20 protein-coding genes and 1 pseudogene are annotated in these 24,094 nt (G+C 64.9%); 5 read left to right on the top strand and 16 right to left on the bottom strand.

Annotation, left to right across the window (positions count from 1 at the left end; translation table 11 throughout):
* The first annotated feature begins 40 nt into the window (after nucleotides 1-40).
* Nucleotides 41-478 carry an Lrp/AsnC family transcriptional regulator gene (locus tag CH290_RS18465; protein ID WP_019666174.1) on the top strand — a complete coding sequence of 146 codons (438 nt, stop codon included), beginning with the start codon at nucleotides 41-43 and terminating at the stop codon, nucleotides 476-478.
* Nucleotides 475-1,563 (top strand): lysylphosphatidylglycerol synthase transmembrane domain-containing protein, encoded by a 1,089-nt coding sequence (locus tag CH290_RS18460; RefSeq protein WP_019666173.1) that lies wholly within the window; start codon nucleotides 475-477, stop codon nucleotides 1,561-1,563. The genes CH290_RS18465 and CH290_RS18460 overlap by 4 nt, the downstream gene beginning before the upstream one ends.
* On the opposite strand, the gene CH290_RS18455 is transcribed toward CH290_RS18460, so the two are convergent.
* Together CH290_RS18455 and CH290_RS18450 are read right to left on the bottom strand one after the other, a co-directional pair.
* Nucleotides 1,512-4,217 (bottom strand): molybdopterin-dependent oxidoreductase, encoded by a 2,706-nt coding sequence (locus CH290_RS18455; protein ID WP_033190508.1) that lies wholly within the window; start codon nucleotides 4,215-4,217, stop codon nucleotides 1,512-1,514. The two genes, CH290_RS18460 and CH290_RS18455, sit on opposite strands and share 52 nt — an antisense overlap.
* Nucleotides 4,211-5,025: pseudogene (locus tag CH290_RS18450) on the bottom strand (FAD binding domain-containing protein). Before CH290_RS18450 ends, CH290_RS18455 begins: the two are co-directional and overlap by 7 nt.
* Before the next feature lie 172 nt (nucleotides 5,026-5,197).
* On the opposite strand from CH290_RS18450, the gene CH290_RS18445 reads away from it, so the two are divergent.
* Together CH290_RS18445 and CH290_RS18440 are read left to right on the top strand one after the other, a co-directional pair.
* On the top strand, nucleotides 5,198-6,748 hold the full coding sequence (locus CH290_RS18445) for a PucR family transcriptional regulator (protein ID WP_230621116.1): 1,551 nt from the start codon (nucleotides 5,198-5,200) through the stop codon (nucleotides 6,746-6,748).
* Nucleotides 6,749-6,758: 10 nt separating this feature from the next.
* Entirely contained in the window at nucleotides 6,759-7,388 is a 630-nt protein-coding gene (locus CH290_RS18440) for a DUF2461 domain-containing protein (protein ID WP_033190511.1), read from the top strand.
* Nucleotides 7,389-7,398: 10 nt separating this feature from the next.
* Here the strand turns inward: CH290_RS18440 and pucL are convergent, their stop codons facing one another.
* From pucL to CH290_RS18420, 4 genes are read right to left on the bottom strand one after another with little or no spacing between them, the layout of a single operon-like run.
* Nucleotides 7,399-8,319, bottom strand: coding sequence for a factor-independent urate hydroxylase (gene pucL, locus CH290_RS18435; RefSeq protein ID WP_020112150.1), 921 nt, complete (start codon nucleotides 8,317-8,319; stop codon nucleotides 7,399-7,401).
* 1 nt (nucleotide 8,320) lies between these two features.
* A complete protein-coding gene (gene uraH, locus CH290_RS18430) occupies nucleotides 8,321-8,647 on the bottom strand; it encodes a hydroxyisourate hydrolase (protein ID WP_033190512.1) in 327 nt (108 codons plus the stop codon).
* Nucleotides 8,644-9,147: a 2-oxo-4-hydroxy-4-carboxy-5-ureidoimidazoline decarboxylase gene (gene uraD, locus CH290_RS18425; RefSeq protein WP_019666165.1), complete on the bottom strand. Its 504-nt coding sequence runs from the start codon at nucleotides 9,145-9,147 to the stop codon at nucleotides 8,644-8,646. The genes uraH and uraD overlap by 4 nt, the downstream gene beginning before the upstream one ends.
* A 9-nt stretch (nucleotides 9,148-9,156) precedes the next feature.
* Entirely contained in the window at nucleotides 9,157-11,061 is a 1,905-nt protein-coding gene (locus CH290_RS18420) for a solute carrier family 23 protein (protein ID WP_033190513.1), read from the bottom strand.
* Between the two features lie 164 nt (nucleotides 11,062-11,225).
* On the opposite strand from CH290_RS18420, the gene CH290_RS18415 reads away from it, so the two are divergent.
* Nucleotides 11,226-11,759 (top strand): nucleotidyltransferase family protein, encoded by a 534-nt coding sequence (locus CH290_RS18415; protein ID WP_033190514.1) that lies wholly within the window; start codon nucleotides 11,226-11,228, stop codon nucleotides 11,757-11,759.
* Between the two features lie 72 nt (nucleotides 11,760-11,831).
* Here the strand turns inward: CH290_RS18415 and nhaA are convergent, their stop codons facing one another.
* From nhaA to CH290_RS18365, 10 genes are all read right to left on the bottom strand, one after another.
* Nucleotides 11,832-13,163, bottom strand: a complete 1,332-nt coding sequence (gene nhaA / locus CH290_RS18410; protein WP_033190515.1) for a Na+/H+ antiporter NhaA — start codon at nucleotides 13,161-13,163, stop codon at nucleotides 11,832-11,834.
* A 127-nt stretch (nucleotides 13,164-13,290) separates the two neighbouring features.
* Nucleotides 13,291-13,983, bottom strand: a complete 693-nt coding sequence (locus tag CH290_RS18405) for a haloacid dehalogenase type II (RefSeq protein WP_019666161.1) — start codon at nucleotides 13,981-13,983, stop codon at nucleotides 13,291-13,293.
* On the bottom strand, nucleotides 13,980-14,411 hold the full coding sequence (locus tag CH290_RS18400; protein WP_019666160.1) for a DUF1707 SHOCT-like domain-containing protein: 432 nt from the start codon (nucleotides 14,409-14,411) through the stop codon (nucleotides 13,980-13,982). Before CH290_RS18400 ends, CH290_RS18405 begins: the two co-directional genes overlap by 4 nt.
* Before the next feature lie 37 nt (nucleotides 14,412-14,448).
* Nucleotides 14,449-16,257 (bottom strand): acetyl/propionyl/methylcrotonyl-CoA carboxylase subunit alpha, encoded by a 1,809-nt coding sequence (locus CH290_RS18395; RefSeq protein WP_033190516.1) that lies wholly within the window; start codon nucleotides 16,255-16,257, stop codon nucleotides 14,449-14,451.
* A 146-nt stretch (nucleotides 16,258-16,403) separates the two neighbouring features.
* The gene (locus tag CH290_RS18390) at nucleotides 16,404-17,879 is read right to left on the bottom strand and encodes a condensation domain-containing protein (RefSeq protein ID WP_033190517.1); all 1,476 of its coding nucleotides are present in this window, start codon (nucleotides 17,877-17,879) and stop codon (nucleotides 16,404-16,406) included.
* Between the two features lie 90 nt (nucleotides 17,880-17,969).
* Entirely contained in the window at nucleotides 17,970-18,374 is a 405-nt protein-coding gene (locus CH290_RS18385; protein WP_020112141.1) for a SufE family protein, read from the bottom strand.
* 22 nt (nucleotides 18,375-18,396) lie between these two features.
* On the bottom strand, nucleotides 18,397-19,293 hold the full coding sequence (locus CH290_RS18380; protein WP_033190518.1) for a sulfurtransferase: 897 nt from the start codon (nucleotides 19,291-19,293) through the stop codon (nucleotides 18,397-18,399).
* A 74-nt stretch (nucleotides 19,294-19,367) separates the two neighbouring features.
* Nucleotides 19,368-20,762 carry a condensation domain-containing protein gene (locus CH290_RS18375; RefSeq protein WP_020112139.1) on the bottom strand — a complete coding sequence of 465 codons (1,395 nt, stop codon included), beginning with the start codon at nucleotides 20,760-20,762 and terminating at the stop codon, nucleotides 19,368-19,370.
* 9 nt (nucleotides 20,763-20,771) lie between these two features.
* A complete protein-coding gene (locus CH290_RS18370) occupies nucleotides 20,772-22,202 on the bottom strand; it encodes a condensation domain-containing protein (RefSeq protein WP_033190519.1) in 1,431 nt (476 codons plus the stop codon).
* A 17-nt stretch (nucleotides 22,203-22,219) separates the two neighbouring features.
* On the bottom strand, nucleotides 22,220-23,659 hold the full coding sequence (locus CH290_RS18365) for a condensation domain-containing protein (RefSeq protein ID WP_033190520.1): 1,440 nt from the start codon (nucleotides 23,657-23,659) through the stop codon (nucleotides 22,220-22,222).
* Nucleotides 23,660-24,094 lie beyond the last annotated feature (435 nt).

The following is a 24,094-nucleotide window of genomic DNA, read 5'->3' as shown; positions in this document are numbered from 1 at the left end:
CAGTCCGCCGAAACCGGGCGTTCTGGGCTACATTGCGCAGGTGAGCGAAAATCTCGACCGGATCGACCGGTTGATCATCGACGAACTCGTCGCAGACGGCCGCGCGACCCTCGCGACTCTGGCCGACAAGGCAAGCCTGTCGGTGTCGGCGGTGCAATCGCGTGTACGCCGTCTGGAATCGAGACGAGTCATTCGCGGCTACACCGCACAGGTCGACTCGGAAGCGTTGGGCCGGCCGCTGTCTGCGTTCGTTGCGATCACCCCGATCGATCCGGCGCAGCCCGACGATGCGCCTGCCCGCCTCCGGCACATCACCGCGATCGAGTCGTGTCACTCGGTCGCCGGTGAGGAAAGCTACGTCCTGTTGGTGCGAACCTCGTCGCCGCGTGCACTCGAACAACTGCTCCAAGACATTCGAGCTACCGCGAACGTTCGTACCCGCAGCACCATCATTCTGCAGACGTTCTACGACCGATGACGCGTTCTGGAGTGCGCAAGGTTGTCTCCGCCGTCCTGTCGTACGGGGTGGTCGGACTGGTGATGTGGCTCCTCTACCGGACCGTCGGTAACTCCGGTTCAGTGTCCGACGCCATCGGGTCCATCTCCCTCACCCACGTTCTCGTCGTCTCCGGTCTCGGCCTCGTCTACCTCGCATCGATGTTCAAGCCCATGACCTACACTCTCCCGGGGCTCGACCTGCCGCGTGCCGGGGTAGCACGAACCGCGTCGTCGGCGCTCGCCAACACTGTGCCCGAAGGCGGCACCGTCGCAACCGGATTGACGTTCGCGATGTATCGATCGTGGGGGTTCACGCTCGCCGCGAGCACGACCTCCATTCTCGCCGTGGGGTTGTGGACCAATCTTTCGCGCTACGGAGTCATGGCGATCGCGCTCGTCGTACTCGTCGTGTTCGGCTCGGTGTCCGGGTCGGTGGTGTGGATTGCCGTCGGCGCGTGCGTGGTCGTGACGGCCATCTGCGCATCGATCGGATGCATCCTGAGCAGCGATCGGTTCGCTCGCGCCCTCGGTCGGCTGCTCACACGGATGCGCGGTGCCGTGGCCGAGCGCATCACCAGAATCCAACCTCGGGACATGGAAGAGCAGATCGCCATCTTCCGTGCCGATCTGCTCGCCGAAGTCCGGACGTCCTGGAGGTCACTGACCGCCACGATGGTGTTGACGCAGGTACTCGGCGCGACAGTGCTCGGTGTGTCGGTTCGGATGGCCGGTCTGGGTCACGACGACATCGGGTGGGACAGAATCTTCGTGGCGTTCGGAGCGATGTCGCTCGCAGCGTTCGTTGCCCCGACGCCGGGTGGCCTCGGGGTCGCCGAGGCCGCGTTGATCGCCGTGCTCGGGGTCGGGTTGTCCACCGGTCAGCAGGCGGAACTCGTTGCGGCTGTTCTGGTGTTCCGATTCGCGACGTGGTTCCTGCCCATTCCCATCGGCCTCGTGTCCTACCTCTACTGGCGTCTGACGAAGAACTGGAAGGTCTTCCAGTCGCCCCGTTCTCAGCCGTCGAGTGAGCGCCACACCCGATCCGAGGAGAGCGGAAGGGCATGAAGCCGTGATCCGATGGCGTCCTTGATCGCATTCGCCAGCGCCGGGGCGACCGGGTTGTACGGTGATTCGCTCATCGACTTGGCGCCGAACGGGCCGAGCTGGTCGTAGGTGTCGGCGAAGTACACCTCGGTCGGAGGTATGTCGGCGAACTGCGGGACGTGGTAGCTGCGAATGGAATCGGTGACGACCGTCCCCGCGCCGTCGGTCTGGATCTCCTCGTACAACGCCGAACCGATGCCCTGAGCCACGCCGCCTTCGACCTGGCCACGGCACTGTTGAGGATTCATGACGGTGCCTGCGTCGGCGCTCTGGATCGACTGCAGGATTCGGACGGTGCCGGTGCTCTCCTCGACTGCGACGCGGAAGGCGTGAACGTTGAACGCCAACGATCGGGGGACCCCGCCACTGTCACCCGACGCGGTCAGTGTTCCGCCCGCGTCGGCGAGGACGTCGGGCAGGGACATGAAGCGATCCTCGCAGTGCACACCCTCCGGCCCGAGGATGCATGCCTCCGGCGCGACGCCGAACGCCGACGCGGCAACACCGCGAATGCGCTCGGAGAGGAGCAGGACCGCTGCCAGGAGCGCTTTGCCCGCCACGACGGTCCCGGCCGAACCGAAGGCACCCGTGTCGTATGTCGCGGAATCGGTGTCGGACTGCCGGACAACGATCCGGTCGGGGGACGTGGCGAGTTCCGTCGCGGCGATCTGCGTGTGCACCGTCGTCGTCCCGTTGCCGAACTCTGCTGTGCCGATGCCGATCTCGTAGGTTCCGTCGCGGCCGAGCGATACGGTGACCTCCGCGAAGTGCCCACGCGGCGGGATGGTTGCGATCATCGCGATCGCCATTCCCTCGCCGACCTTCCATCCCGGTGGAGCACCGACACCGTTGCCCTCCCTCAACGCGCGCTCTGCCAGGTCGAGACACTGGTCGAGGCCGTAGCTGCCGAACATCAGATCGTCTCCCTCGACGTGCGCGGCCACGAGGGGATCACCCGGCACCACGACATTGCGGCGTCGGAACTCGAAGGGATCGATGTCCAGGTCGCGTGCCAGATCGTCGATCGCGGACTCGACCGCGAAGATCACCTGTCCCAGCCCGTACCCGCGGAACGCGCCGGACGGAATGTTGTTGGTGTAGACGGACTTCGCGTCGACCCGCTTGTTGGCGCATCGGTAGACGGCGACCGATTCTCCGCACCCGTGGAACATGACGCCGGGGGAGTGGTTTCCGTACGCCCCTGCGTCGGTCACCACATCCACCGCCAGCGCGGTCAGGACGCCGTCGGCGGTGCCCGCCACCGTGACGTCGACCTGGAACGGGTGACGGCACGGTGAGACGGTGAACTCGTCGCCACGGGTGAACTCGAACTGGACGGGCGAGCCCGTTCTCAACACTGCGAGCGCAACGATGTCCTCGGTCAGCAACTCCTGCTTCCCTCCGAACCCACCGCCGACGCGGGCGGTGAACACCCGGACGCGGTCGGGGCGAAGACCGAAGATCTCGCAGATCTCGTTGCGCACCAGAAACGGAACCTGAGTGCTCGTCCGCAGCGTCAGGCGTCCGGAGTCGTCCATCCATCCGATCGTGCCGTGCGTCTCGAGATGCACGTGCTGGATTCGCTGTGTGGTGAATCGGCCGGTGACGACGGCATCGGCATCGGCGACGGCCGCGTCCACATCGCCGGTGCCACCGTGCAATTCGGCAACGAGATTGCGCGACGGGTCCGCGATCCGCGACTCCTGGCCCTTGTCCGCATGTACGAGCGGCGCCCCGGGAAGCGACGCCGCTGCGGGATCGAACACCGCAGGCAGTACCTCGTACTCCACCACGAGCGCTCGGCATCCCGCTTCGGCATCGGCCAGGGTCTCTCCGACGACCACCGCGACGCGTTGCCCCTTGAAGCGCATCACCGTGTCGATCACGCGAGTGTCGTCCGGGTCGTCCGTCCGTTGTTCGTGGCGGGCGGTGGAGAACAGCCGGTCCGGGCTGTCCGCGGAGGTGAGGACCAGTCTGACTCCGGGTAGTGCCTCGGCGACCGACGTGTCGATCGACACCACTCTCGCGTGTGGATGCGGACTGCCCAGAACACTGGCGTGCAGGAGCCCGGCCGGCGTGATGTCCAGTGTGTAGTCCTCGGTTCCCGTGACGATTCGCGTTGCCGCAGGAGCAGACAGCGACCGACCCGACGACGGACCGTCGGTGACCTTCTCGGTGTTCACCACGCCGTGCACCGCGTCGGCGATACTGCGATACCCGGTGCAGCGGCACAGGTTGCCCTTCAGCTTCTGCGCAAGATCGTCGCGGGGCAGATCCGTTTCATCGTCGAGCGTCGACGCAGTGACCACCATCCCCGCAGTGCAGAAACCGCACTGGAAGCCTCCCGCCTCGACGAATCGTCGCTGGACAGGATGCAGGTCCTCGGGCGTGCCCAGCCCCGCGACCGTGGTCACTTGCCGATCGACGGCACGAAACGCCGGAAAGATGCAGGAATGTACCGGCTCTCCGTCGACGAGAACCGAACAGGCGCCGCAGTCTCCGGCGTCGCACCCCTTCTTGACCTCGAAATGCGCGTGATCACGCAGCAGAGTGCGCAGGCATTGCCCTGGGCGAGGGGAACATTCGGTGGGTGTGCCGTTGATGCCGACTAGCACGTCAGTTCCTCCAGAATCTCCGCAGCCGAGCCGATGGTGATGTGTCGGCGCCAATCCGGCGCTCCTGGGGGTCGTCGTACCAGGCAGTGTCGGGAATACTCCCGGCGAGCGCTCCTCTCAGCTCGTCCTGGCTCGGCAGCCCAGGAAAGCGGAGTACGTACGGGCGCCTCGTCGCGGCCGTCACGCTGACGACGAACTGTTCGTCGGTATCGCGACGCCCGACGACCACCGCCGCGGAACGTCCGAGCGGAGAGAGAGCAATCTTCCGGAACGCGGTTGTCGCGGAGAGTGCCTCGGAGGTGAAGCGAACGCTGCGCAGCACGTCGCCCACCCGCAGGGCGTTCTCGTGCGGCCCGGTCACCAAGTCGACCACCGGGACGGTGTACTCGGAACCGTCGTCGGCCCAGACCGTCGCGACGCCGTCCAGAGCCGTCGCAAGTGAGATCATCGCACCCGCGGGTAGAGAGAGACAGATGTTGCCGCCGACGGTGGCGACCTTCCAGATCTTGAACGACGCGAGCAATGCTGTCGCACACTGCTCGAACAACACCGTCGCCGGCCAGTCCCGTTCGAAGGTCGCCGTCGCCAGTGTCTCGATCGTGCAGGTCGCCGCGACGGTCAATCCGGCGTCGTCCACCACGAGCGGCGGCCAACCAAGACCGGTGATGTCGACCAGACGCGTCAGATGGTCCTGTTTCTCCGACATCAACCAGGTTCCACCGGCGATGACCGCACTGTCGTCGCGGCCGGGAGGAACATCGGACCGCATGCGCGGAATCACCACGTCGGCAATCGTTCCCAGGTCCATCCGTCACCGCCTTCGTGTGCCGCAGGAGCGGAGCCTGCGGAGTGACAATGTGCGAACTCTAGTGAACATCTGTTACGGCGGCGGCGTACTGATGCGATACGACCGAAACGCGACCGAAACACTCCGCGGTTATTGTCCGTTCCTACAAAGCCGGGGAACATCGGAGGTGAACATGCAGGTCAAAGACCTGCTCGCGGTTCCGGAATTTGGCATCCGCATGCTGACCACGGACACGGAGGCGTACGAGCGAACCGTCAAGTGGACGTTCACGACCGATCTACCGGATCCGTCTCGCTACATCGCGGGCGGCGAGTTGGTCATCACCGGACTCGTGTGGCGCCGAGCGCCCGAGGATTCGGACGCGTTCGTTCGGGCAGTGTTCGGCTCGGGCGCTGTGGCATTGGCAGCCGGTGAGGGGTTGCTCGGTCACGTTCCGGTCGATCTCGTCGACGCGTGCGAGCGGCACGGACTGCCCCTGCTCGCCGTACCGGCGTCGGTGTCGTTCGGCGATCTGACGGAGTTTCTCGTCGACCGGGTGTCGGGCGACAGGATCGCCGCGTTGAACACCTCGCTCATGCGACAACGACAGCTCCTGACGGCTGTCGCCGACGGCCGTGCCCTCGACGAGCTGGCCGTCCACACCACACGCGAGACCGGGATGCAGTGCTCGATCTTCACCGCGACCGGGCGTCGACTCGTCGTCGAAGCGACCCCCTTCTCCGACGAGGACGTCGATGCGCTGACCCGCTGCGCCCTGTCCGCCGACAGCCTGCCCGCGACGGTCACCCTCGCAGGAGGCCGCGTCCACAGCATCTTCGGTGTCGGTGCGGCGCTGTCCACCAGAGCGATGCGCTGGTTCCTTGCCGTCTCCGGTGACTACCGGACCTTCGGTCCGGCGATCTCCGACGCCTTCGGTCAGCTCGCGTCGATCGCTGCTCTCGACCGCGCTCGCAGGGAGGAAGGCCGCCTCGTGCGACGCGAAATCGCCGACCAGGCCGTGCGATTGCTGGAAGAGGACTGGTCGACATCGGAGACGCTCGTACGGCTTCGCCAAGCCGGCGTCGATCCCGAACAACCACTCGTCGTGATCAGTGCGGTCTTCGTCGGTCGAGGTGACATGCACGAACTGCTCAGGACCGTTCTGTCGGACACTCTGACGTCCTTCGGCGGTGGATGCGTCGGTGGCGGAAGCCGCGGCGACATCGTGGGGATCGTGACAACCAAAGCCGTCGACATCGTGCCCGTTCTCCGGACGAGATTGCGCAGGCTGGCCGCCGGGATCGGGAGGAGCAGGCTCGTCGTCGGCGTCAGCTCCGAGGTGACGGGCTCGGCACTGGAAGGTGCGGTTCAATCCGCTCGTCACGCGTCCGACGTGGCGAGGGCGAGCGAGAAACAGGTCGCTGTCGTCGCCGCGGGCGATCTGGACTCGGCGGTCTCGCTGGTGTCGATTCTTCCCGACCGTGTCCGACGCGACTATGCCGAGCGTGTCCTCGGTCCGGTGCTTCGGTACGACGGCGACTCCGGACTACTCGACACCCTGCGTGAGTTCCTGGCCCAGGGCGGTTCGTGGAACAGGACAGCCGACGTGCTTCACGTCCATCTCAACACGGTCCGCTACCGGATCAAACGCGTCGAAGAACTGCTCGGCCGCGATATGGCGTCCACTGCGGACCGCGTCGACGTCTACCTGGCTCTGCAATCGGTGGCGCAACCGCACACCTAGAATCGGGCTCATGGCTTTCACGGGGATCCCTTTCGCCGCTCTCGACTTCTACGAGGACCTGGAAGCGGACAACAGCAAAGTGTGGTGGAACGCCCACAAGGACGTCTACCAACACTCGGTGAAGGAACCGATGACGGCGCTTCTCGCCGAACTCGAGTCCGAGTTCGGTCCCGCGAAGATGTTCCGGCCGTACCGCGACGTCCGATTCTCGAAGGACAAGACCCCCTACAAAGCGCACCAGGGTGCGTTCGTCGCGCGGGGCTCGGCCCTGGGGTACTACGTTCAGATCGACCCGGCCGGACTTTTCGTCGCGGGCGGCTTTTATCACGCGGACGCCGACGGAATCGCCCGGTTCCGGGACGCCGTCGACACCGAGGTGCGCGGGACCGAGCTCGAGAACATCGTTGCGGCGATGCAGAAAGCAGGCTTCGAGATCAGCGGCGACCAGCTCAAGACCAAACCGCGAGGTTACGACGCCGACCACCCGCGGATCGAACTGCTCCGCCACAAGACCCTGACCGTCAGCAGGCATTTCGGTTCGCCTGCCTGGCTCGAAACACCGAAAGCCGCTGCACGGGTCCGTGAATCGTGGCGGAAGATGGCCCCTCTCGTCGAGTGGGCCGAGCAGGTTCTGCAGTAGGTACCGGTGCTCAGCCGACCACCGAGTAGGTGCGCCATGCACTGCCGGCGTCCGGGGCATCCTCGCGCTCGACCGTCGCCTGGATCAAACCATAGGGTCGATCGTCGGCGTTGAATACCTCGTTGTCGTTGGGGACACCGAAACGTGCTGTGTCGTAGAGGAAATGATGCTTGTTGGGTGCCGACATCCGAATCTCTGCGATGAACGGATACTTCTGCAGTACCGCCTCACCCATCGCGTACAACGTCTGCTGCAGTGCAAGTGACTGCAGATTGGCGAACCGCTCGATCATCGCGGCCTTCACGCCTGCGTGGACTCCGTCCCAGTCCACGTCGGTGCGAGTGTAGCGCCACTGCGCAGTGAGAGACGTCGCCATCACCCGGTCATGGGTCGGTTCGAGCACGGTCAGCTCGTCCTCGAGGAAGCCCGCGAACTCCGACCCGGTGGACTTGAGGATGATCAGTTCCTTGAAACCGCTGACGACCCACGTCTTCTGGTACTCGCCCTTGCCTTCGACGGTCACCGCGGACGTGCGGATCTCCTCGCCCTTGCGCGTCCACGTGTGGTCGTGCTCGGCTCCGTCGACGACAACACGCTGCCAGGCGTACTCCTCGAGCTCGATGCGGGCGCCCTCGACGGGCTCGACATCGTCGACGTAATGCCGGGCAAGGTCTAGCCCGTAGCTCTCGATGTGCAACAGGCCCTTGGACTTGGCGTACGTGTATGCCGTCTGCTTCTGCGTATCCGTCGGTAGAACATTCGATTGATCGCCGACGAGGTGGGCGGGTGAGAAGTCGCCGCGCAGCGCGCTCGAGACGTTGATGTCGTGGATCTCGTGTCGCGGAGAATCACGGTAGATCCGTACGACTCGGTTCTCGGCTTTGCCGTACTGGTTTGCCCCGAGGACGATCTTGCCGTTCAGGTCGGTCATCTCAGCTCCCGCGATAGGTGGAATAAGCGAACGGGGACAACAACAATGGAACGTGGTAGTGCGCATCCGGGTCGGTCACAGCGAACGAGATGGACACTTCCGGATAGAACGTCGCCGTGCCGTGGACGTCGAAGTAGCTGCCGATGTCGAAGGACAGGCGGTACGTACCGGTAGCGACCGGACCGGGTACCAGTTCCGGCACCCGTCCGTCGGCGTCGGTGGCCGCCGTCGCGATCTGTCCGTCCACCGGATGGAACAGCGCGACCCGTATCCCCACCGCGGGAGCCCCGGCGACCGCGTCGAGAACGTGCGTGCTGATCCCGCTCACTGCTGCGGCCCCAACACCCGGTTCAGTCGAATTCTGTTGATCTTGGCCAGTTCCACGCGCAGCACCCGTCGCTCGGTCTCGGGGTCGTTCCCCAATCTCTCTTCGAGGATAGCGAGCAACTCCGTCGCCGACCGTCCGGTGGCGCACACCAGGTATACGTGCCCGAACTGTGCTTCGTACTTGCGATTGGCCTCGGCGAGCTCGGCCAGCACATCCGATCCTGCACTCTGGACAGCCGCCTGCTCGCGCTGGGAGGAGCTGTTGTCCGCCCGCCCGCCGATCCGGGGGTGGCCGTCGAGCGCCTGGTCGATCTCCGCTTCCGGGAGTTCGGCGAGCACTCGATCTGCCCGGTCCAGCAGTTGATCTCGGGACGAGAACGGCCGAGACCCGGCGACCCGTCGAGCCCAGATCGACGACGAGCAACACTCGAACAGAGCATGCATCGCCTGCCGGTCCGACAGTTCGTTGAACCCGTCCAGGCCTATCCATTCGTGTAACAACGCATCTCGCTATCTGTGCTCGGTCAGCCGACCGAAGCGGGCGGCGGCGATGGGGTTGGCGTCGGCGACGAGGTCGTCGAAGCGATAGTTCGCGATCTTGGCGATCTCGATCATCGCGAACGATCGCTCGGCCGCGGCTGCATTCTCCATGCGCGACCACCCATTGGCGAGAACTCTGTCGTAGCGTTCGGTCTCCCTGGCACAGATCACGAGCGGAAATCCGAAGTGCTGCCGGTACTCCGCCGCGAGTTGGACGATGCTGTCGTGCTCGTCTTCCTCCAGATTGGACAGGCCGACGTGATCTGCAGCGTGCAGTGTTCCCGTCGCATCCTCACTGCCGAGGTCGGGGTAACTGTTGATCAGCTCCACCTGCTCCTCCGTCGTCCCGGCCAGCAGAGATTCCTGGAACGCCTCCCGCAGGCTGTGCGCGTCGGCGAACGGTGCCTGCTGGTACGCGCGCTCGACCACCCACGGTGTGCCCTGAACCAGACCGCCGAACGTCGAGGCGAATTCGTCGGGAGTCATTGCGTTGACCTTGTCCAGGGTGATTCCCTTACCCGGTCCACCTGCCACGGCCTGGCCGCGACCACCGAGATGGAAGAACAACACGTTCAACACGATCGCCGTGACGGCTCCGAGGACGATACCGCTGCCGAAGAGCATCTCGAGCCATGCAGGCACGCCCTGGGACACCGTCGGTTGGATCGTCACCAGCATCGCGAGGCCCAGGCTGGTTGCCACGATGATCAAATTGCGGTGGTCGGTGAAATCGACCTTGGACAGCGTCTGGATTCCCACCACGGCAACCGTCGCGAACAGAGCCAGCGCCGCACCGCCGAGCACGGGCGGCGGAATCGACGCAACGACCGCGGCGGTTTTCGGCAGTAGCCCCAGCAGGATCATGATTGCGCCCGCCGCTGCCACGACCCACCGGCTCCGAACTCCGGTGAGACGCACCAGCCCGACGTTCTCCGAGAACGCGGTGTAGGGGAACGAGTTGAACGTCCCGCCGATCACCGTCGCCACGCCGTCCGCGCGCAGGGTTGCCGCTATGTCGTCCTTCTTGATCCGCTTCCCGACGATTTCGCCGGTGGCATAGACACTTCCGGTGGTTTCGACGGCAATGATCAGCATGACGACGATCATCGAGATGATCGCGATGACGCTGAACTTCGGCGCGCCGAACAGGAACGGCTGCGTGAAGCCCACCCACGATGCTTCACCGGTGCCGTCGAAGCTCATGTCTCCCAGAACGAATGCGACGGCGCTCCCGATCACCAAACCGAGCAACACCGCGATGGTCGCCATGAATCCTTTGAAGAAGCGCTGAATCAGCACGATGATCAGCAGGGTGCCGATGGCGTACGCCATCCACCGTCCGTTCGTCGGATCCTGCTCGTGCGTAGCGGGATTGGTCACCGCATCGTTGACGGCGACGGGGAGCAGTGCGACGCCGATGATCGTGATCACCGTCCCGGTCACGACGGGCGGAAAGAACCTCAGAAGCTTGCTGAAATACGGTGCCATGAAGAACGTGACGAGGCCCGCGACGATGACGGCTCCGTAGACGTACAGCAACCCCTCGGTGCCGCCGCCGTTCGCCATCGCGATCGCGATCACCGGTGACACTCCGGCAAACGTCACGCCCTGCAGAAGCGGGAGGCGAACGCCGATCTTCCAGAACCCCACGGACTGAATGATCGACGCGATCCCGCACGTGAACAGGTCGGCATTGATCAGGTGGATCAACTGTTCGTTGGTCAGTCCGATCGCGCTGCCGATGATGATCGGCACCAGTACGGCGCCCGCGTAGAACGCGACGACATGTTGAAAGCCGTACGCAGCGAGTTTGGGGACGGGCAACACTTCGTCGACAGGATGAACACGGCGACGCTTGATCGGGAGAACGGACATGTGGACACCTCGCGGTAGCGAACAGGAATCGAAGTCCTGCCACGCTGCAGGAGAAGTGGTAACAGAATCCGCCATCGCGGGAGATGCCGCGAGTCGAGCGGGCACAATAATGATCGGCTGTCCGGCCGTCGTCGTTGTGCGAATGTCCAAACGGAGGGTGCGCAGTGGTTCCAGATGCAGTGGGAGTGCTGCTGGCCGCAGGTGCCGGACGCCGATACGGCTCACCCAAGGTCCTCGCCCACGACGGTGACTGGCTGGCAGCGGCCGTCCAGGCATTGGTGGACGGAGGCTGCGCCGACGTCGTGGTCGTCCTCGGTGCCGCCGACACCGACGTTCCCGCCCCCGCTCGCGCCGTGTATGCACCCGACTGGCAGGAAGGGATGAGCGCATCGCTGAAGGCCGGGCTCGCCGCGGCAGGTGACGCAGCCTTCGCCGTCGTCCACGTGGTGGACACTCCCGACGTCGGCGAGGAGGTGGTGCGCGCAGTCCTGGCAGCGGCAGACGCCACCGGGCTCGCACGAGCAGTGTTCGACGGTTCCCCCGGTCACCCGGTGGTGTTCGGACGCGAGCACTGGGCCGCAGTCGCCGCCGGCGCAACGGGAGACAAGGGCGCCCGAGAATTTCTCCGCAACCGCGACGACGTCATCGCCGTCGAATGTTCGCGCTGGGCAACCGGTGTGGATCACGATCATCGATGAGGTCCTACCGGGTTTTCGACGAGAACTCGAGGTCCGCGTGTCGACGTCGGGACCACCGAAGGAAACCGCTTCTCAGGGGTTTCGCTTCTGATACACGTCCGGAATCCCGTCATGATCGTCGTCCCGCGTCTCGTCCTCGTGAATCTTTCGGTACACCGTGTTGCGCGCTCGAAGGAGGGCCGAGGCCAGCAGGGCCGCCATGATCGATCCCGTGAGCACACCGATCTTGACGTGGTCGTCGCGATCGGTGCCTGGTCCGAAGGCGAGGTCGCCGATCAGCAGCGACACGGTGAATCCAATGCCGGCAAGCATGGAGATTCCCACTACGTCCACCCATCTGACGGTGCTGTCCAGCGATGCGCGAGTGAATTTCGAGAGCAGGAAGGTGACACCGAAAATCCCGACGGTCTTGCCGATCACCAGGCCCGCAATGATTCCGAGTGCCACGGGGTCGGTGATCGCGCTGGTCAGTCCGCTGAAGCCACCGACAGTCACGCCTGCCGCGCAGAATGCGAACACAGGAACAGCGACGCCGGCGGAGATGGGGCGAATGCGATGTTCGAAGTGTTCGGCGAGTCCGGGGCCGGCATCGGGTCCGCCCGCCGCTCGGCTTCGAATCACGGGGACTGCAAACCCCAGTAGTACTCCTGCGACGGTGGCGTGGATACCCGATTCGTGTACCAACACCCACGTGGCGATCGCGAGCGGGATGAGGATCCACCACGACCGTAACCGTTTCTGGACGGCGATCGTGAACAGACCGAGAGGGATCACAGCGAGGGCGAGTGCCACGAAGTTCACCTCGTCCGTGTAGAAGATCGCGATGACGGTGATCGCGAGTAAGTCGTCCACAACGGCGAGAGTGAGAAGGAACGTTCTCAGTGCAGTGGGTAGATGGGTGCCGATCACGGCGAGAATTGCCACAGCAAATGCGATGTCGGTCGCTGTGGGAATGGCCCATCCCTGCAGCGCGCCGTCACCGGTATTGCGGTTGACGAGCACGAAAATGAGTGCGGGAACTATCATTCCGCCGACCGCGGCCGCGATGGGAAGCGCTGCGCGCTTCGGATCTCGGAGGTCGCCTGCGACGAACTCGCGTTTGAGTTCGAGGCCGACAACGAAAAAAAAGATTGCAAGCAGGCCGTCGGCTGCCCACGTCGAGACGGTGAGATTCAGGTGGATCGAGGACGGGCCGATCGTGAAGTTCATCAAGGTTCGGTAGCTGTCGGACAGCGGCGAGTTCGCCCAGGCGAGTGCCGCGACGGCAGCGATGAGTAGTAGAACTCCGCCCACCGTTTCTTTGCGGAGTACTGCGGCGATACGGCTGGCCTCGGACCACGAACCGCGGGAGAACAGTGTTCGCTGCGTCGGTGATGTCGGCATGATGGCCTTTCTCGACGTCATCGCCCACGTCAGTGGGGCAACGACTTTCGGGCATGGTCAGTTCATGCCGACCAGACTTCCCGGCGCACCGAGGGACAACTCTAGCGGGGTTGGTGGCAAACGGATAATCGAGCAGCTGTCGATCTGTTCAGCATCCCAGCACCGAAGCCAGTTCTGCGATCGACGAAACGCTGTAGGTCCAGTCCGACTCGGCGATGAGGTCGGTGGTCTGGGACGGACCGTGCTCGGTGGGGCGGGCGATGAAGGCGGTCTGGAATCCGCATGCACGCGCCGCGTCGAGGTCACTGTTGTGCGCGGCAACCATCATGCAGTGCTCCGGTGGGACACCGAGGATGTCGGCGGTGCGTAGGTATGCCTCGGGGCTCGGCTTGTAGGCGCGCACCGGCTCGGCGCCGAGTATCGCGTCCCACGGCAATCCTGCGTTCTTCGCCATGTCCAACAGCAGCGAGATGTTGCCGTTGGACAGGGGAGCGATCACGAACTGCGATTTCAACCGCGAGAGCCCGGAGACCGAGTCCGGCCACGGCGTCAGTCGATGCCAGACAGTGTTCAACCTAGCGACGGCCTCGGCGGGCAAGTGCACACCGAACTCGTCGAGTACGGTCCGCAGGCTTTCGAGGTGAAGCACGTCGAGACGGACGAACTCCCGCGCGCCGGATCGGACGTCCTCCATCGATGGTTGATAGAGACTGCGCCAACGGTCGGCGAACGCGTACGAATCGACGTCGCCAGGCAGTGCGTCGGCGCAGTGCGCGGCAACGCTGGTTCTCCAATCGACGACCGTGCCGAAGACGTCGAAGAGAAGTATCTTCGCCGTCACCGATCGCGCCGCCTGGAGCGATCGCCACCGAACAGCAGGGCACCGGCCAGAGGAATGAGAAGGAAGAACAACCAGCTGTTGGACACCGGTACGACGAAGAACAGGATCAGCGCAACGATCGGTGCCGCCGCCATGGTGGCTTTTCGCCAATCCCAGCCGTCCACCACGGCCGGGGCTGCCGGCTCGATCGCAGGCTCTGCGGACTTGGAGATGTCGAGCGGCCGGGACGCCGTAGGAGCCAACGAGGGCGTGGGAAGGTCGGTGAAGACCGAATCCAGCTCGCCGCGGGTTGTCGCCGCAGTCACCACCGCGCTGCGCTCGTCGAATTCCGGAAGCGTCAGGCGTCCGTCGCTCAGGTGCTGACTCAGGTTGGAGAGCGCCTGCTCGCGTTCGGCGGTACCAATGCGAACGTCCGGGTTGTCGGCCATGACAGACAGACTAACCCGGACGTCGCTTTCTTTCGTACTACTTCAGTTCTGCGAGGACGGTGCCCTGGGTGATGGCGGATCCTGGTTGGACGGCGAGGCCGGTCACTGTGCCTGCTTTGTGGGCGTTGACGGGGTTTTCCATTTTCATGGCTTCGAGGACGGCGATGAGGTCGCCTTCGGCGACTTCTTGTCCTTCTTCGACGGCGACCTTGACGACGGTGCCTTGCATGGGTGCGGTGACAGCGTCACCGGAGGCAGCTCCGGCGCCTGCGCCGCCGCGTGTGCGGGGCTTGGGCTTGCGGCGGATCGCGCCACCTGCACTTCCACTACCGGCAGTACCGGCGCCGCCGCCGAGGGAGAACTGGCCGGGCAGGGACACCTCGACGCGTCGGCCACCGACCTCGACGACGACGGCCTGACGCGGCAGCGCCTCGTCCTCGTCGAGCGGCTCGCCGGCGGTGAACGGGGGTACCTGGTTGTCCCATTCGGTTTCGATCCAGCGGGTGTGGACGTCGAAGGATTCTCCGTCACCGATGAATGCGGGATCGGAGACGACGGCCGCGTGGAACGGGATGACCGTGGCGAGGCCTTCGACCTTGAATTCGGCCAACGCGCGACGCGAACGCGCGAGGGCTTCCTCGCGGGTGGCGCCGGTGACGATCAGCTTGGCGAGCATGGAGTCGAACTGGCCACCGATGACCGAGCCGGACTCGACACCGGAGTCCACGCGCACACCGGGACCGGACGGCGCGACGAACGTGGTGACCGGGCCGGGAGCGGGCAGGAAGCCGCGGCCTGCGTCCTCACCGTTGATGCGGAACTCGAACGAGTGTCCACGCGGGGCGGGATCTTCGGTAATGGAGAGCTCTTCGCCGTTGGCGATGCGGAACTGCTGCAGCACCAGGTCGATGCCGGAGGTCTCTTCGGTGACGGGGTGCTCGACCTGAAGTCGGGTGTTGACCTCGAGGAAGGAGACCAGGCCGTCCTGGCCGACGAGGTATTCCACGGTCCCGGCGCCGTAGTAACCGGCCTCTTTGCAGATGGCTTTGGCGGAGGAATGGATCTCGGCGCGCTGGGCGTCGGTGAGGAACGGTGCCGGTGCTTCCTCGACGAGCTTCTGGAAGCGGCGCTGCAGGGAGCAGTCGCGGGTGCCTGCGACGACGACGTTGCCGTGCTGGTCGGCGATGACCTGTGCTTCGACGTGGCGGGGCTTGTCGAGGTAGCGCTCGACGAAGCATTCACCGCGACCGAACGCTGCGACGGCTTCGCGGGTGGCGGAGTCGAACAGCTCGGGGATCTCTTCGCGGGTGCGGGCGACCTTCATACCGCGGCCGCCGCCGCCGAAGGCGGCTTTGATGGCGATGGGGAGGCCGTGTTCGTCGGCGAAGGCAAGGATTTCCTCGGCGTCCTTCACCGGTTCTGCGGTGCCGGGAACGGAGGGTGCTTTGGCGCGGGCGGCGATGTGGCGGGCGGTGACTTTGTCGCCGAGGTCGCGGATGGATTGGGGGGAGGGTCCGATCCAGATCAGGCCTGCGTCGATGACGGCTTGGGCGAAGTCGGCGTTTTCGGAGAGGAAGCCATAGCCGGGGTGGATGGCGTCGGCACCGGACTTGGCTGCGGCGCCCAAGAGTTTGTCGATGACCAAATACGATTCCGCCGAGGTCTGGCCGCCGAGGGCGAAGGCTTCGTCGGCGAGGCGGACGTGGGGGGCGTCGGCGTCGGGTTCTGCGTAGACCGCGACACTTCTCAGGCCTGCATCTGCTGCTGCTCTGATCACCCGAACTGCAATCTCGCCGCGATTAGCGACGAGGACCTTGGTGATATGCGCACTGGCATGGCTGGGCACTGAGCCTCCTGTGGTGTCGAGTGTTCCGTGCTGGCCGTTTCGTGCCGCACTGGTACGAGCGTCTCTTCGGAGTTTAAGCACAGCCCCGAAGACAACCGAAACTGGATGGTGATTATGGGGAACCTCCCCAAAAATCGAGTCACTACCTACTGATTGGTAGCAATCGGGCCGGTACTGGACGCGTCGAGGTTGCGCTCACGCCCTGCTCGACCGGAGAGGGCGTAACTGCCGGTATCGACCACCTCGTCGACGATCCGGCGAAGTGCGCCGACGTACTGGTGCACGTTCGACGTCGCTTCCTCGGTGTTGGGGTAGCGCGCGGAGATGTTGATCCCGCGAGGCGTCCGGTTGATCCAGATGTAGACGTCGTGGTCGTACTGCCTGCTGCGCAACGCGCGAGCATTCCAGTCGTGCCAGTTCTCGGCCATGGGGGCGAAGCGCACGTCCATGAAGGAGACGACGAAACGCGGTTTCGCCGACGCGTCGAGCGCCCGGAAGACGCGATCCAGAGGTACCCGGGCTACAGGCTTCGTCGCCGTGACCTGCTCGGTCGCCTGAGCCACGATGGAGCCGAACGATTCCGCGTCGGCGATGTCGAACGACAGCGGGCACAGCCCGACGAACCAGCCGAGCGAGGACACCCAATGTGGCTGGTCTCGGGTGTGGACCGGTGTGATGGTGCGAAACCGAGTGTCGCCGGAAAGTTCTGCGCCCGCGACAGCCAACGCCGCGAGCAGGCCCGAGAACAGCCTGTTGCCTGTCTTCCGGCACGCCACCGAGAAAGCGTCGGCTCGCTCCGCATCGAGAATCCACGCCGACAGGCCGCTCTGCGGTGCGTGCACGCCACCCGAACGACCGATGTCCAGCGGGAATGCCGGCAACTCACCGTTGCCCTCGTCCAAGAAATGCTTCCACGCCAGGACGGCGTCGTGCGTGTTCTCCAGTTCCTCGTGCACCCGCCGCTCGGACACGCCGAAGTCGAGGTAGGAACCTGCCTCGAACAACCCCGCGGGCACCTGATCCTTGGCCTCCGCATACAGGGCGGAGATCTCGTGCGCGACGAGAACGGTGGACAGTCCGTCGATGATCGAGTGGTCCGCGGCGAAGAAGACAGTGACGCGATCCGAGACTTCCTCGGCCAGCGGCTCGAGCGTCACGAAAGCGTAGGCGGGCCACGCCAGCGGTGACGTGAATTCGTCGAACAGGTACTGAAGGTGCTCGTAGACCTCACTGGACTGAACGCAGCGTTCCTGCTCCACCTGCCAGACGTCGATGGCACCCTCGGCTGCGGTCACACGAGACAGTGCACCGGAATGCTCGTCGATCGACGCGTGCGAGCGCATCGATTCGTGACGGTCGATCCACGCGAGGACGGCCCGCCGGAACGCGGGCTTGTCCAGCGGGCCGTCGATCTCGAATGCTGCACCCAGCCAGCTCTCCCGCCCCCGCCTGGGGCTGGCGAGGCTGGAGCGTAGATGCGCCTCGTGGACGTACGACGTGGGTCGGCTGTCGGGCTGCCACCCGGCCAGAACCGGAGTGGTGGCGTGCGGCCCGACGCTGGGAATCCACTCGGTGATGGTTCCAGCGGGAATGGCGTAGTCAGCCAGCTCGGTGAATTCCATGCGGCACTGACCATCTTTCCCGGTGACTTGAACAGACAACTACTCCGGCCGAGTGTACCGAGCCCGAAGTGTATCGATCAAGACGGCCGGTCACCTCAGATGTCGTTTGATGCGAGCCAACATCGCGGACATCCCGCGCAGCCGGAGCGGGCTCACCGCGTCGCCCAACCCGAGCGCCAGATAGAAGTCGTCCGGCACGTCCAGAATGTCCTGCGCACTGTGACCGTCGAGGCCCTGATGAAGGATCGACGCGAACCCGCGCGTCGTCGGTGCCTCCGGCGGCGCGCTGAAGTGCAGCTGCACATGGTCTCGGTCGTCGGCGTCCACGGAGAGAAACAGTGGGGACTGGCACTCCGGAACGGGCTCCATCGCTGCCTGCTCGAGGTGAGCAGGCAGCTCGGGAAGCTCACGGCTGAACTCGAGCAGCAACTGAAGCTTGTCCTGGCCCCCGACCGCCGCGAAATCCTCGACGATCTCGGCCAGGGTGTCAGGCATGCCCTGAGAATCGGCCACGGCGCTACTTCTTCGTCGGTGCGTCGCCGGGCTCCTCGCCACGGGCGATCGGAACACGAACCGCGTTGCCCCACTCGGTCCACGAGCCGTCGTAGTTGCGAACCGATTCGTGCCCGAGCAGATGCGTCAGAACGAACCAGGTGTGGCTCGACCGCTCACCGATACGGCAGTACGCGATGACCTCGTCGTTCGCGACGACATCTCCGTAGATCTCGTCCAGTTCCGCGCGTGAGCGGAAACGGCCGTCCGCTGCCGCCGCCTTGGCCCACGGAATGCTCGTGGCGGTCGGGATGTGCCCGCCGCGCAATGCGCCCTCCTCCGGGTAGTCCGGCATGTGAGTGCGTTCGCCGGTGTACTCGGCAGGTGAACGAACGTCCACCAGCGGAACGGAACCGAGGGCCGACAGAACATCCGACGCATACGCCCGGATGGGGGCGTCGTTGCGTTCGACGACCGGGTAATCCGTGGCCGGGTACTCGGGAACGTCGAGCGTCGTCTCACGGATCTCCGCCAGCCACGCGTCGCGTCCACCGTCGAGCAGACGCACATCTTCGTGTCCGAAGAGCGTGAACACCCAGAGCGCGTACGCAGCCCACCAGTTGCTCTTGTCTCCGTAGATCACGATGGTGTCGTCGCGGGAGATGCCCTTCCGGCGCATCAACGCCGCGAACTGCTCGCCGTCGATGTAGTCGCGCGTCACGGGATCGTTCAGGTCCAGGTGCCAGTCGATCTTGACGGCGCCGGGAACGTGCCCCACGTCGTACAGCAACACATCCTCGTCGGACTCGACGACCTTGAGGCCGGGAGTTCCGAGATGTGCGGACAGCCATTGCGTGGACACCAGGCGATCCGGGTGCGCATAGTCGGCGAAGGCGGGGGTGGGATCTGCTGCTATGGGCACTTCTTCTTCGCTCCTACTGAGAATTCGAGAGGGAGATGAGCAGTTCGCCGGGTGACGAGCTGACTGCATCGATCCTATGCGCTCGGGCCGAGAAGCAAGAGGTCACTGGTGTTCACCGGGTCCGATGCCGCGGCACGGACGACCGACTGCAGTGCTCGGACGAAACGCTCGATCACCATGTGCGCCTGCGTCGTGTCCGGAAAACGTGAACGGAGCGCAAGCCCGTCCTGGGTCCGCGACACCCAGAACTGAGCGTCGTCGGCAGTGGTGACGTTGCTGATGTGGTGCGCGTTGCGGCCGGTGGCGTCGGCTCCGGGCAGGCGCCGGTAGTCGACGTAGGAGATCATGAAGACGTCGCCGCGCCCGCGCGTGAGGGTGTCGCCCACGGCTTCGAGGACGCGCGGTATCGGCACGGTCCCGAGCGCGAGTGCGTCCCGAAAGGACGACTGTGCCGAGGCGAGTGTGCCCGCGAACGTCTCGAACACCTCGACGTTCATCGGAGCGTTGGTGGTGAACCATCCGATCGCCTGCTCGTACCGGGCTTCGCGACGGGTGTGCAGTGGAAAGAGCAGCGGGAGAGTGCTCGGGCCACCGATGTCCGCCGACGCCTGCGCCATCGCTGCGGCGACCGCGGCGAAACTACCGCCGCCCAGATCTCGACAGGCCTGTTCGAACGCGGCGGCCTCGGCGGCGTCGGCAAGGCGGTGCACGGTCGTGGCCTGAGGTGCGCGAGTACCGGACGGCACGCCGAGGTCGAAAGGAAATTCGGGTGTCCGGTTCCCGCAGCTCGCGAAGAAATTCGCCCACGCCTGCAGGCGAGGGTCCGTGAGATCGACCACGGGAGCGGCGATCTCGGTAGCGCAGAAGTCGACGAAACTCCCGACCTCGGGAAGGGCCGCCGCGTCCTGCACGTGGTGTGCCGCGTAGAGATGCGAGATCTCCTCGGCCGCGACCGTCATCGAGACCGCATCGACGTGAGCATGATCGAAACCGCACACCACGGTCGAACGGCTCGTACGGCTCACCGCCGCGAGCGAATACGACGGAATGCGGGCGGGGTGGCAGAGGACGTCGAACCGCGCGCGAATGTGCGCGGTGAGCGCTGCGGATCCGTCGACGATCACCGACGTCGGTGTCATGACGTCGACCTCGTCCGGCTCGTACACGCGCCGAGCGACGACGCCGTCTCGCGCGGCGAACGAGGTCCGCAGAGCCGGGTGGCGGCGCACGAACGTACCGAAAGCAGAAGTGAGAGCATCGATGTCGATCGGTCCGTCGACGTCGAAGGCGACCGCGATCCATACCGATGCCGTGTCAGTGCCACTGCCGACCGCAGGCTCGAGTGCGGACGACAGATGGAAGCTCTGATTGAACGACGGCGGAACGGACGACGCAGTACCTGCGCGCATCACGACCGGCCACTCCAGGTACTGCCCCGGTGCGGTGTGGAAGTCGGCTATCGAGGTCACTCGCACCGGTCAACCACCGACGACTTCGGCCACCCGTATCGCGTAGTCGCCGTCACGGGCAACCGATTCCAGGATGCTCTGCAGGTGCGAGTGATAGCGCTCGACCGACTCGGCGGCAACCGGATTGTCGGGTACCTGCGCGCACAAGTAGAGGTGGTCTGCGTCGCGGTTGATCCACATCGACGCGTTGGACGTCCTGCCTTCGCCGGTGAAATGCTCACCCCGAGTATCAGCAGGACGGCCGACACCGGGGAACCATCGAAAATCGATGTAGGACAGCATGTTCGGACTCACGGCCAATTCGCTGCCCAATGTTCCGTCGGCAGCAAGCGCGCCGAGGACGGCATGAACGGGTACCGCTGCGATCTTCTTCGAAGCCTCGAATCCGGCGTGAGCCCTGACGGCGACCTCGGAGAAGGCGTCGGCGTCCCCGACGGTGAACGCGACCGGCGCGAAGTTCACGAACCAGCCCTGCGATTGCGCGTAGTCACCGACGTGTCGGGTGCTGAGCACCGTGATACCGAAGTAGTCGGTGCGGCCGGCCAGTTCGAAATCGGCAATGCCGACGGCTGCGAACACGCCGCTGCTGATGCGGGCACCCGCAGCCTTGCACGCCCGGTCGAGCGCAGCGGTGGCGTCGGCGTCGAGCAGATGGCGTTCGACGATCCGCACCGGTCCGCGTTCGCCTTCCTCGAGGCCGAGGGTAAGAGGGAACCGCGGCATCTTCCCGTCGTTGTTTCGAAAGATGCTTCTCCACGCCGCGATCTCGGGGGCGTCGGGGCCGTACGTCGCCGCGAGCGCACGCTCTGCAGTCGCGTACTCGAGGTGGCTGCCCGCTGCCGCAGGTACGGGAGCGTCCTCGCCGATCTCCAGGGCGTACAGATCGGCGAGTTCGCTGATGACGAGCGCCTGTGAACCACCGTCGGTGAACGCGTGATCCGCACCGTAGTAGAGCGTGAAACCGTCGGAGCGATCGACGGCACCGACGACGAATCCCGGCCACTCGAACGCCGTGGCTTCGGCGGAGAAATGGGCACGGACGTAACTCTGGAACTGCTCGTCGGTGTCGAAGCTGCCTGCATCGCTCGGTTCGAACTCGGCGACCGCGTTCGAGGCGAGGTGTCGCACGACGTGCGTACCGTTCACCTCGAACCAGCACCGCAATCCCTCGTGCCGGAGCACGTACGCAGCGATCGCCCGGGAGAGGGCATCCCGATCGAGTGCCCCGTCGATCTCGGTCGCGACACCGGTGTAGGCGTGGTGAACGTCACCGCGAGCGGACGCTGCTGCAGCCGCGACCAGATGGTCTTCCTGCAGAAACGACGGCGGGGCCGAGTGCACCGGGGCTGCCAGCGCAGCGTCCGACGCCGCCCGACTGGGGTGCCACTCCACGAGCGTGCCCGGTCGAGGTGTCCAGTTGCTCAGCGCGGTGATGATCATCGATGCTCCTCCCGGATCTATTCTCGCCCTGCTCCGACGGCGGCGACTGCAGAATCGAGGGTTTCCGTCGGTTCCTCGATCACAGCGGTCACCACGGAGACGAACTCGGTGATGAACCTGTGCACGTTGGTCGTCGACACGTCCGAGCTGGGAAATCGAGCCGAGATGTTCAGGCCTTGCAGGGTGCGGTTGATCCAGAAGTAGACCTCGTCCTCCGCGTGGCACTCGCTGCGCAGTGCGCGGCCCTTCCGTTCCTGCCATTCCTCGCCGTCCGGAAGGAACCTCAGGTCGATGTACGAGACGACGAAGCGAGGAATCTCGGTGGAGGACATCAGGGATGCGATCTTCGAGTACGGCATTGCGGCGAGCCTCTTGTACTCGGTTGCCCCGATGTTGGCCCGATCGATTGCCTCGGCGAAGGTCGTTGCATCGTCCAGCCGGATTTCCATCGGCAGAATCCCGACGTACCAGCCGACGCTCGCAGCCCACTTCTCCGCGTAGCGAGTGTGCATGGGCATGATCGTCCGAAACGTGCCGTTGCCCGTCAATCGCGAGTTGACGAGAGCGAGTGCCGCCAGGATTCCCGCCTGCATGTTCTGGCCGGCGGCTCGGCACTTGGCGTTGAACGCCTCGACCTGCTCGGTGGTCAACAACCAGGAGGACACGCTGCTCTGACGAGTGGCGAGATCGGTCGGCGCCGACGAGTTCTCCGCGCGCAACGGGAGCGGAAACGCCGGGAACCGGCCGTCCTCGGCAGCCAGGAAGCGGTCCCAGGCCAGTACCGCGTCGTGGTCGGCGGTCAGCGATTCACCCAACGCACGTTCGGCTGCGGAGAAGTCCACGTAACTGCCCACCTCGGGGAGTCCGTGCTCGGCACCGTCCAGAACATGTGCGTACAGGCGGTCGAACTCGTTGATCGCGTAGATCTGGCTGTACGCGTCCATCACCGAGTGGTCGGCAGCGAACGCGACGAGGAACTTGTCCTGCTGCGGGACGGATGCGGCCACGTGCGGCTCGGGGACGACGGTCGCCAGAACGAAGTGCGGCCACGTCGTCGGTGAGACGACGTCGGCGAACCAGGATTCGAGATGTTCGAAGACCTGCGACTCGCTCCACGACGAGGACTCGGCCCGGTCGTCGACCGTGACGGCGTCCGCGTCGACCGTGTAGCGCCTCCAGGCACCGGTTCGGTCGTCGCGCTCGACGCGTGTGCGGAACGCCTCGTGCCGTGCGATGTAGGCACCGATGGTCCGGCGCATGACTTCGACGTCGTAACGACGATGGATCTCGAAGACGGTACCGATCCACGAACCGTCGTTGCCTCGGCTGCAGTGGTCCTCGTGAGTGAAGGAGATCCCCCGCGGATCCTCGCGCCACGCCTCGGAGGCGACGGCGGGGACCCACTCGGTCAGCTTGCCTGCGGGCAGCGGGTAGTCCGCCAATTCGGTGTATTCCATCGAAAGCATCCAATTCCGAGCTCGGCCAGCAGCTACTGGCAACATGGGTGACGATTCGTGAAGCCGGACTCGACAGTCACAGCGCACGCGCATGACGTGACACCGTGCTTGCCGTTTGTAACGCGCATTCCGTGGTTCTCGCGGATTGTGCATTCGGTATTGGTTTCGCTGACGACACTAAGGCGAATCGTCCGGTAATTCGCTACGCAAAAAAGTGTTGTTCATCACCTGGTCTCGAGTTGACGACGGTGTCGGTTTCTGTGGTCCGAGAGCGTCTCGCCCGGGTGCATTCTGATGGTCGTTCGTAACCCGTTGTTCGGCAATGCAGTTCGACCGACCGCGTCGGCGTGGGCATCGACTGCCGTCGCGTGATGCGGAGACGTCGGCCTCGCGATTTCAAGACTTTCGGGTCGGTATTGTTATGGCCTGCACCAC

Source organism: Rhodococcus sp. 06-156-4 (assembly GCF_002259345.1).
Taxonomy (GTDB): Bacteria; Actinomycetota; Actinomycetes; order Mycobacteriales; family Mycobacteriaceae; genus Rhodococcoides; species Rhodococcoides fascians_E.
Note: the sequence above shows the minus strand (reverse complement) of the source record. Positions and strands in the feature narration are given on the sequence as shown.

Excerpts from the sequence above, each read along its gene's own strand:
- CH290_RS18460 (WP_019666173.1), top strand. The coding sequence starts at position 475 with ATGACGCGTTCTGGAGTGCGCAAGGTTGTCTCCGCCGTCCTGTCGTAC.
- CH290_RS18445 (WP_230621116.1), top strand. The coding sequence starts at position 5,198 with ATGCAGGTCAAAGACCTGCTCGCGGTTCCGGAATTTGGCATCCGCATG.
- CH290_RS18440 (WP_033190511.1), top strand. The coding sequence starts at position 6,759 with ATGGCTTTCACGGGGATCCCTTTCGCCGCTCTCGACTTCTACGAGGAC.
- pucL (WP_020112150.1), bottom strand. The coding sequence starts at position 8,319 with ATGACCGACCTGAACGGCAAGATCGTCCTCGGGGCAAACCAGTACGGC.
- CH290_RS18420 (WP_033190513.1), bottom strand. The coding sequence starts at position 11,061 with ATGTCCGTTCTCCCGATCAAGCGTCGCCGTGTTCATCCTGTCGACGAA.
- nhaA (WP_033190515.1), bottom strand. The coding sequence starts at position 13,163 with ATGACGTCGAGAAAGGCCATCATGCCGACATCACCGACGCAGCGAACA.
- CH290_RS18400 (WP_019666160.1), bottom strand. The coding sequence starts at position 14,411 with ATGGCCGACAACCCGGACGTTCGCATTGGTACCGCCGAACGCGAGCAG.
- CH290_RS18390 (WP_033190517.1), bottom strand. The coding sequence starts at position 17,879 with ATGGAATTCACCGAGCTGGCTGACTACGCCATTCCCGCTGGAACCATC.
- CH290_RS18385 (WP_020112141.1), bottom strand. The coding sequence starts at position 18,374 with ATGCCTGACACCCTGGCCGAGATCGTCGAGGATTTCGCGGCGGTCGGG.
- CH290_RS18370 (WP_033190519.1), bottom strand. The coding sequence starts at position 22,202 with ATGATCATCACCGCGCTGAGCAACTGGACACCTCGACCGGGCACGCTC.
- CH290_RS18365 (WP_033190520.1), bottom strand. The coding sequence starts at position 23,659 with ATGGAATACACCGAATTGGCGGACTACCCGCTGCCCGCAGGCAAGCTG.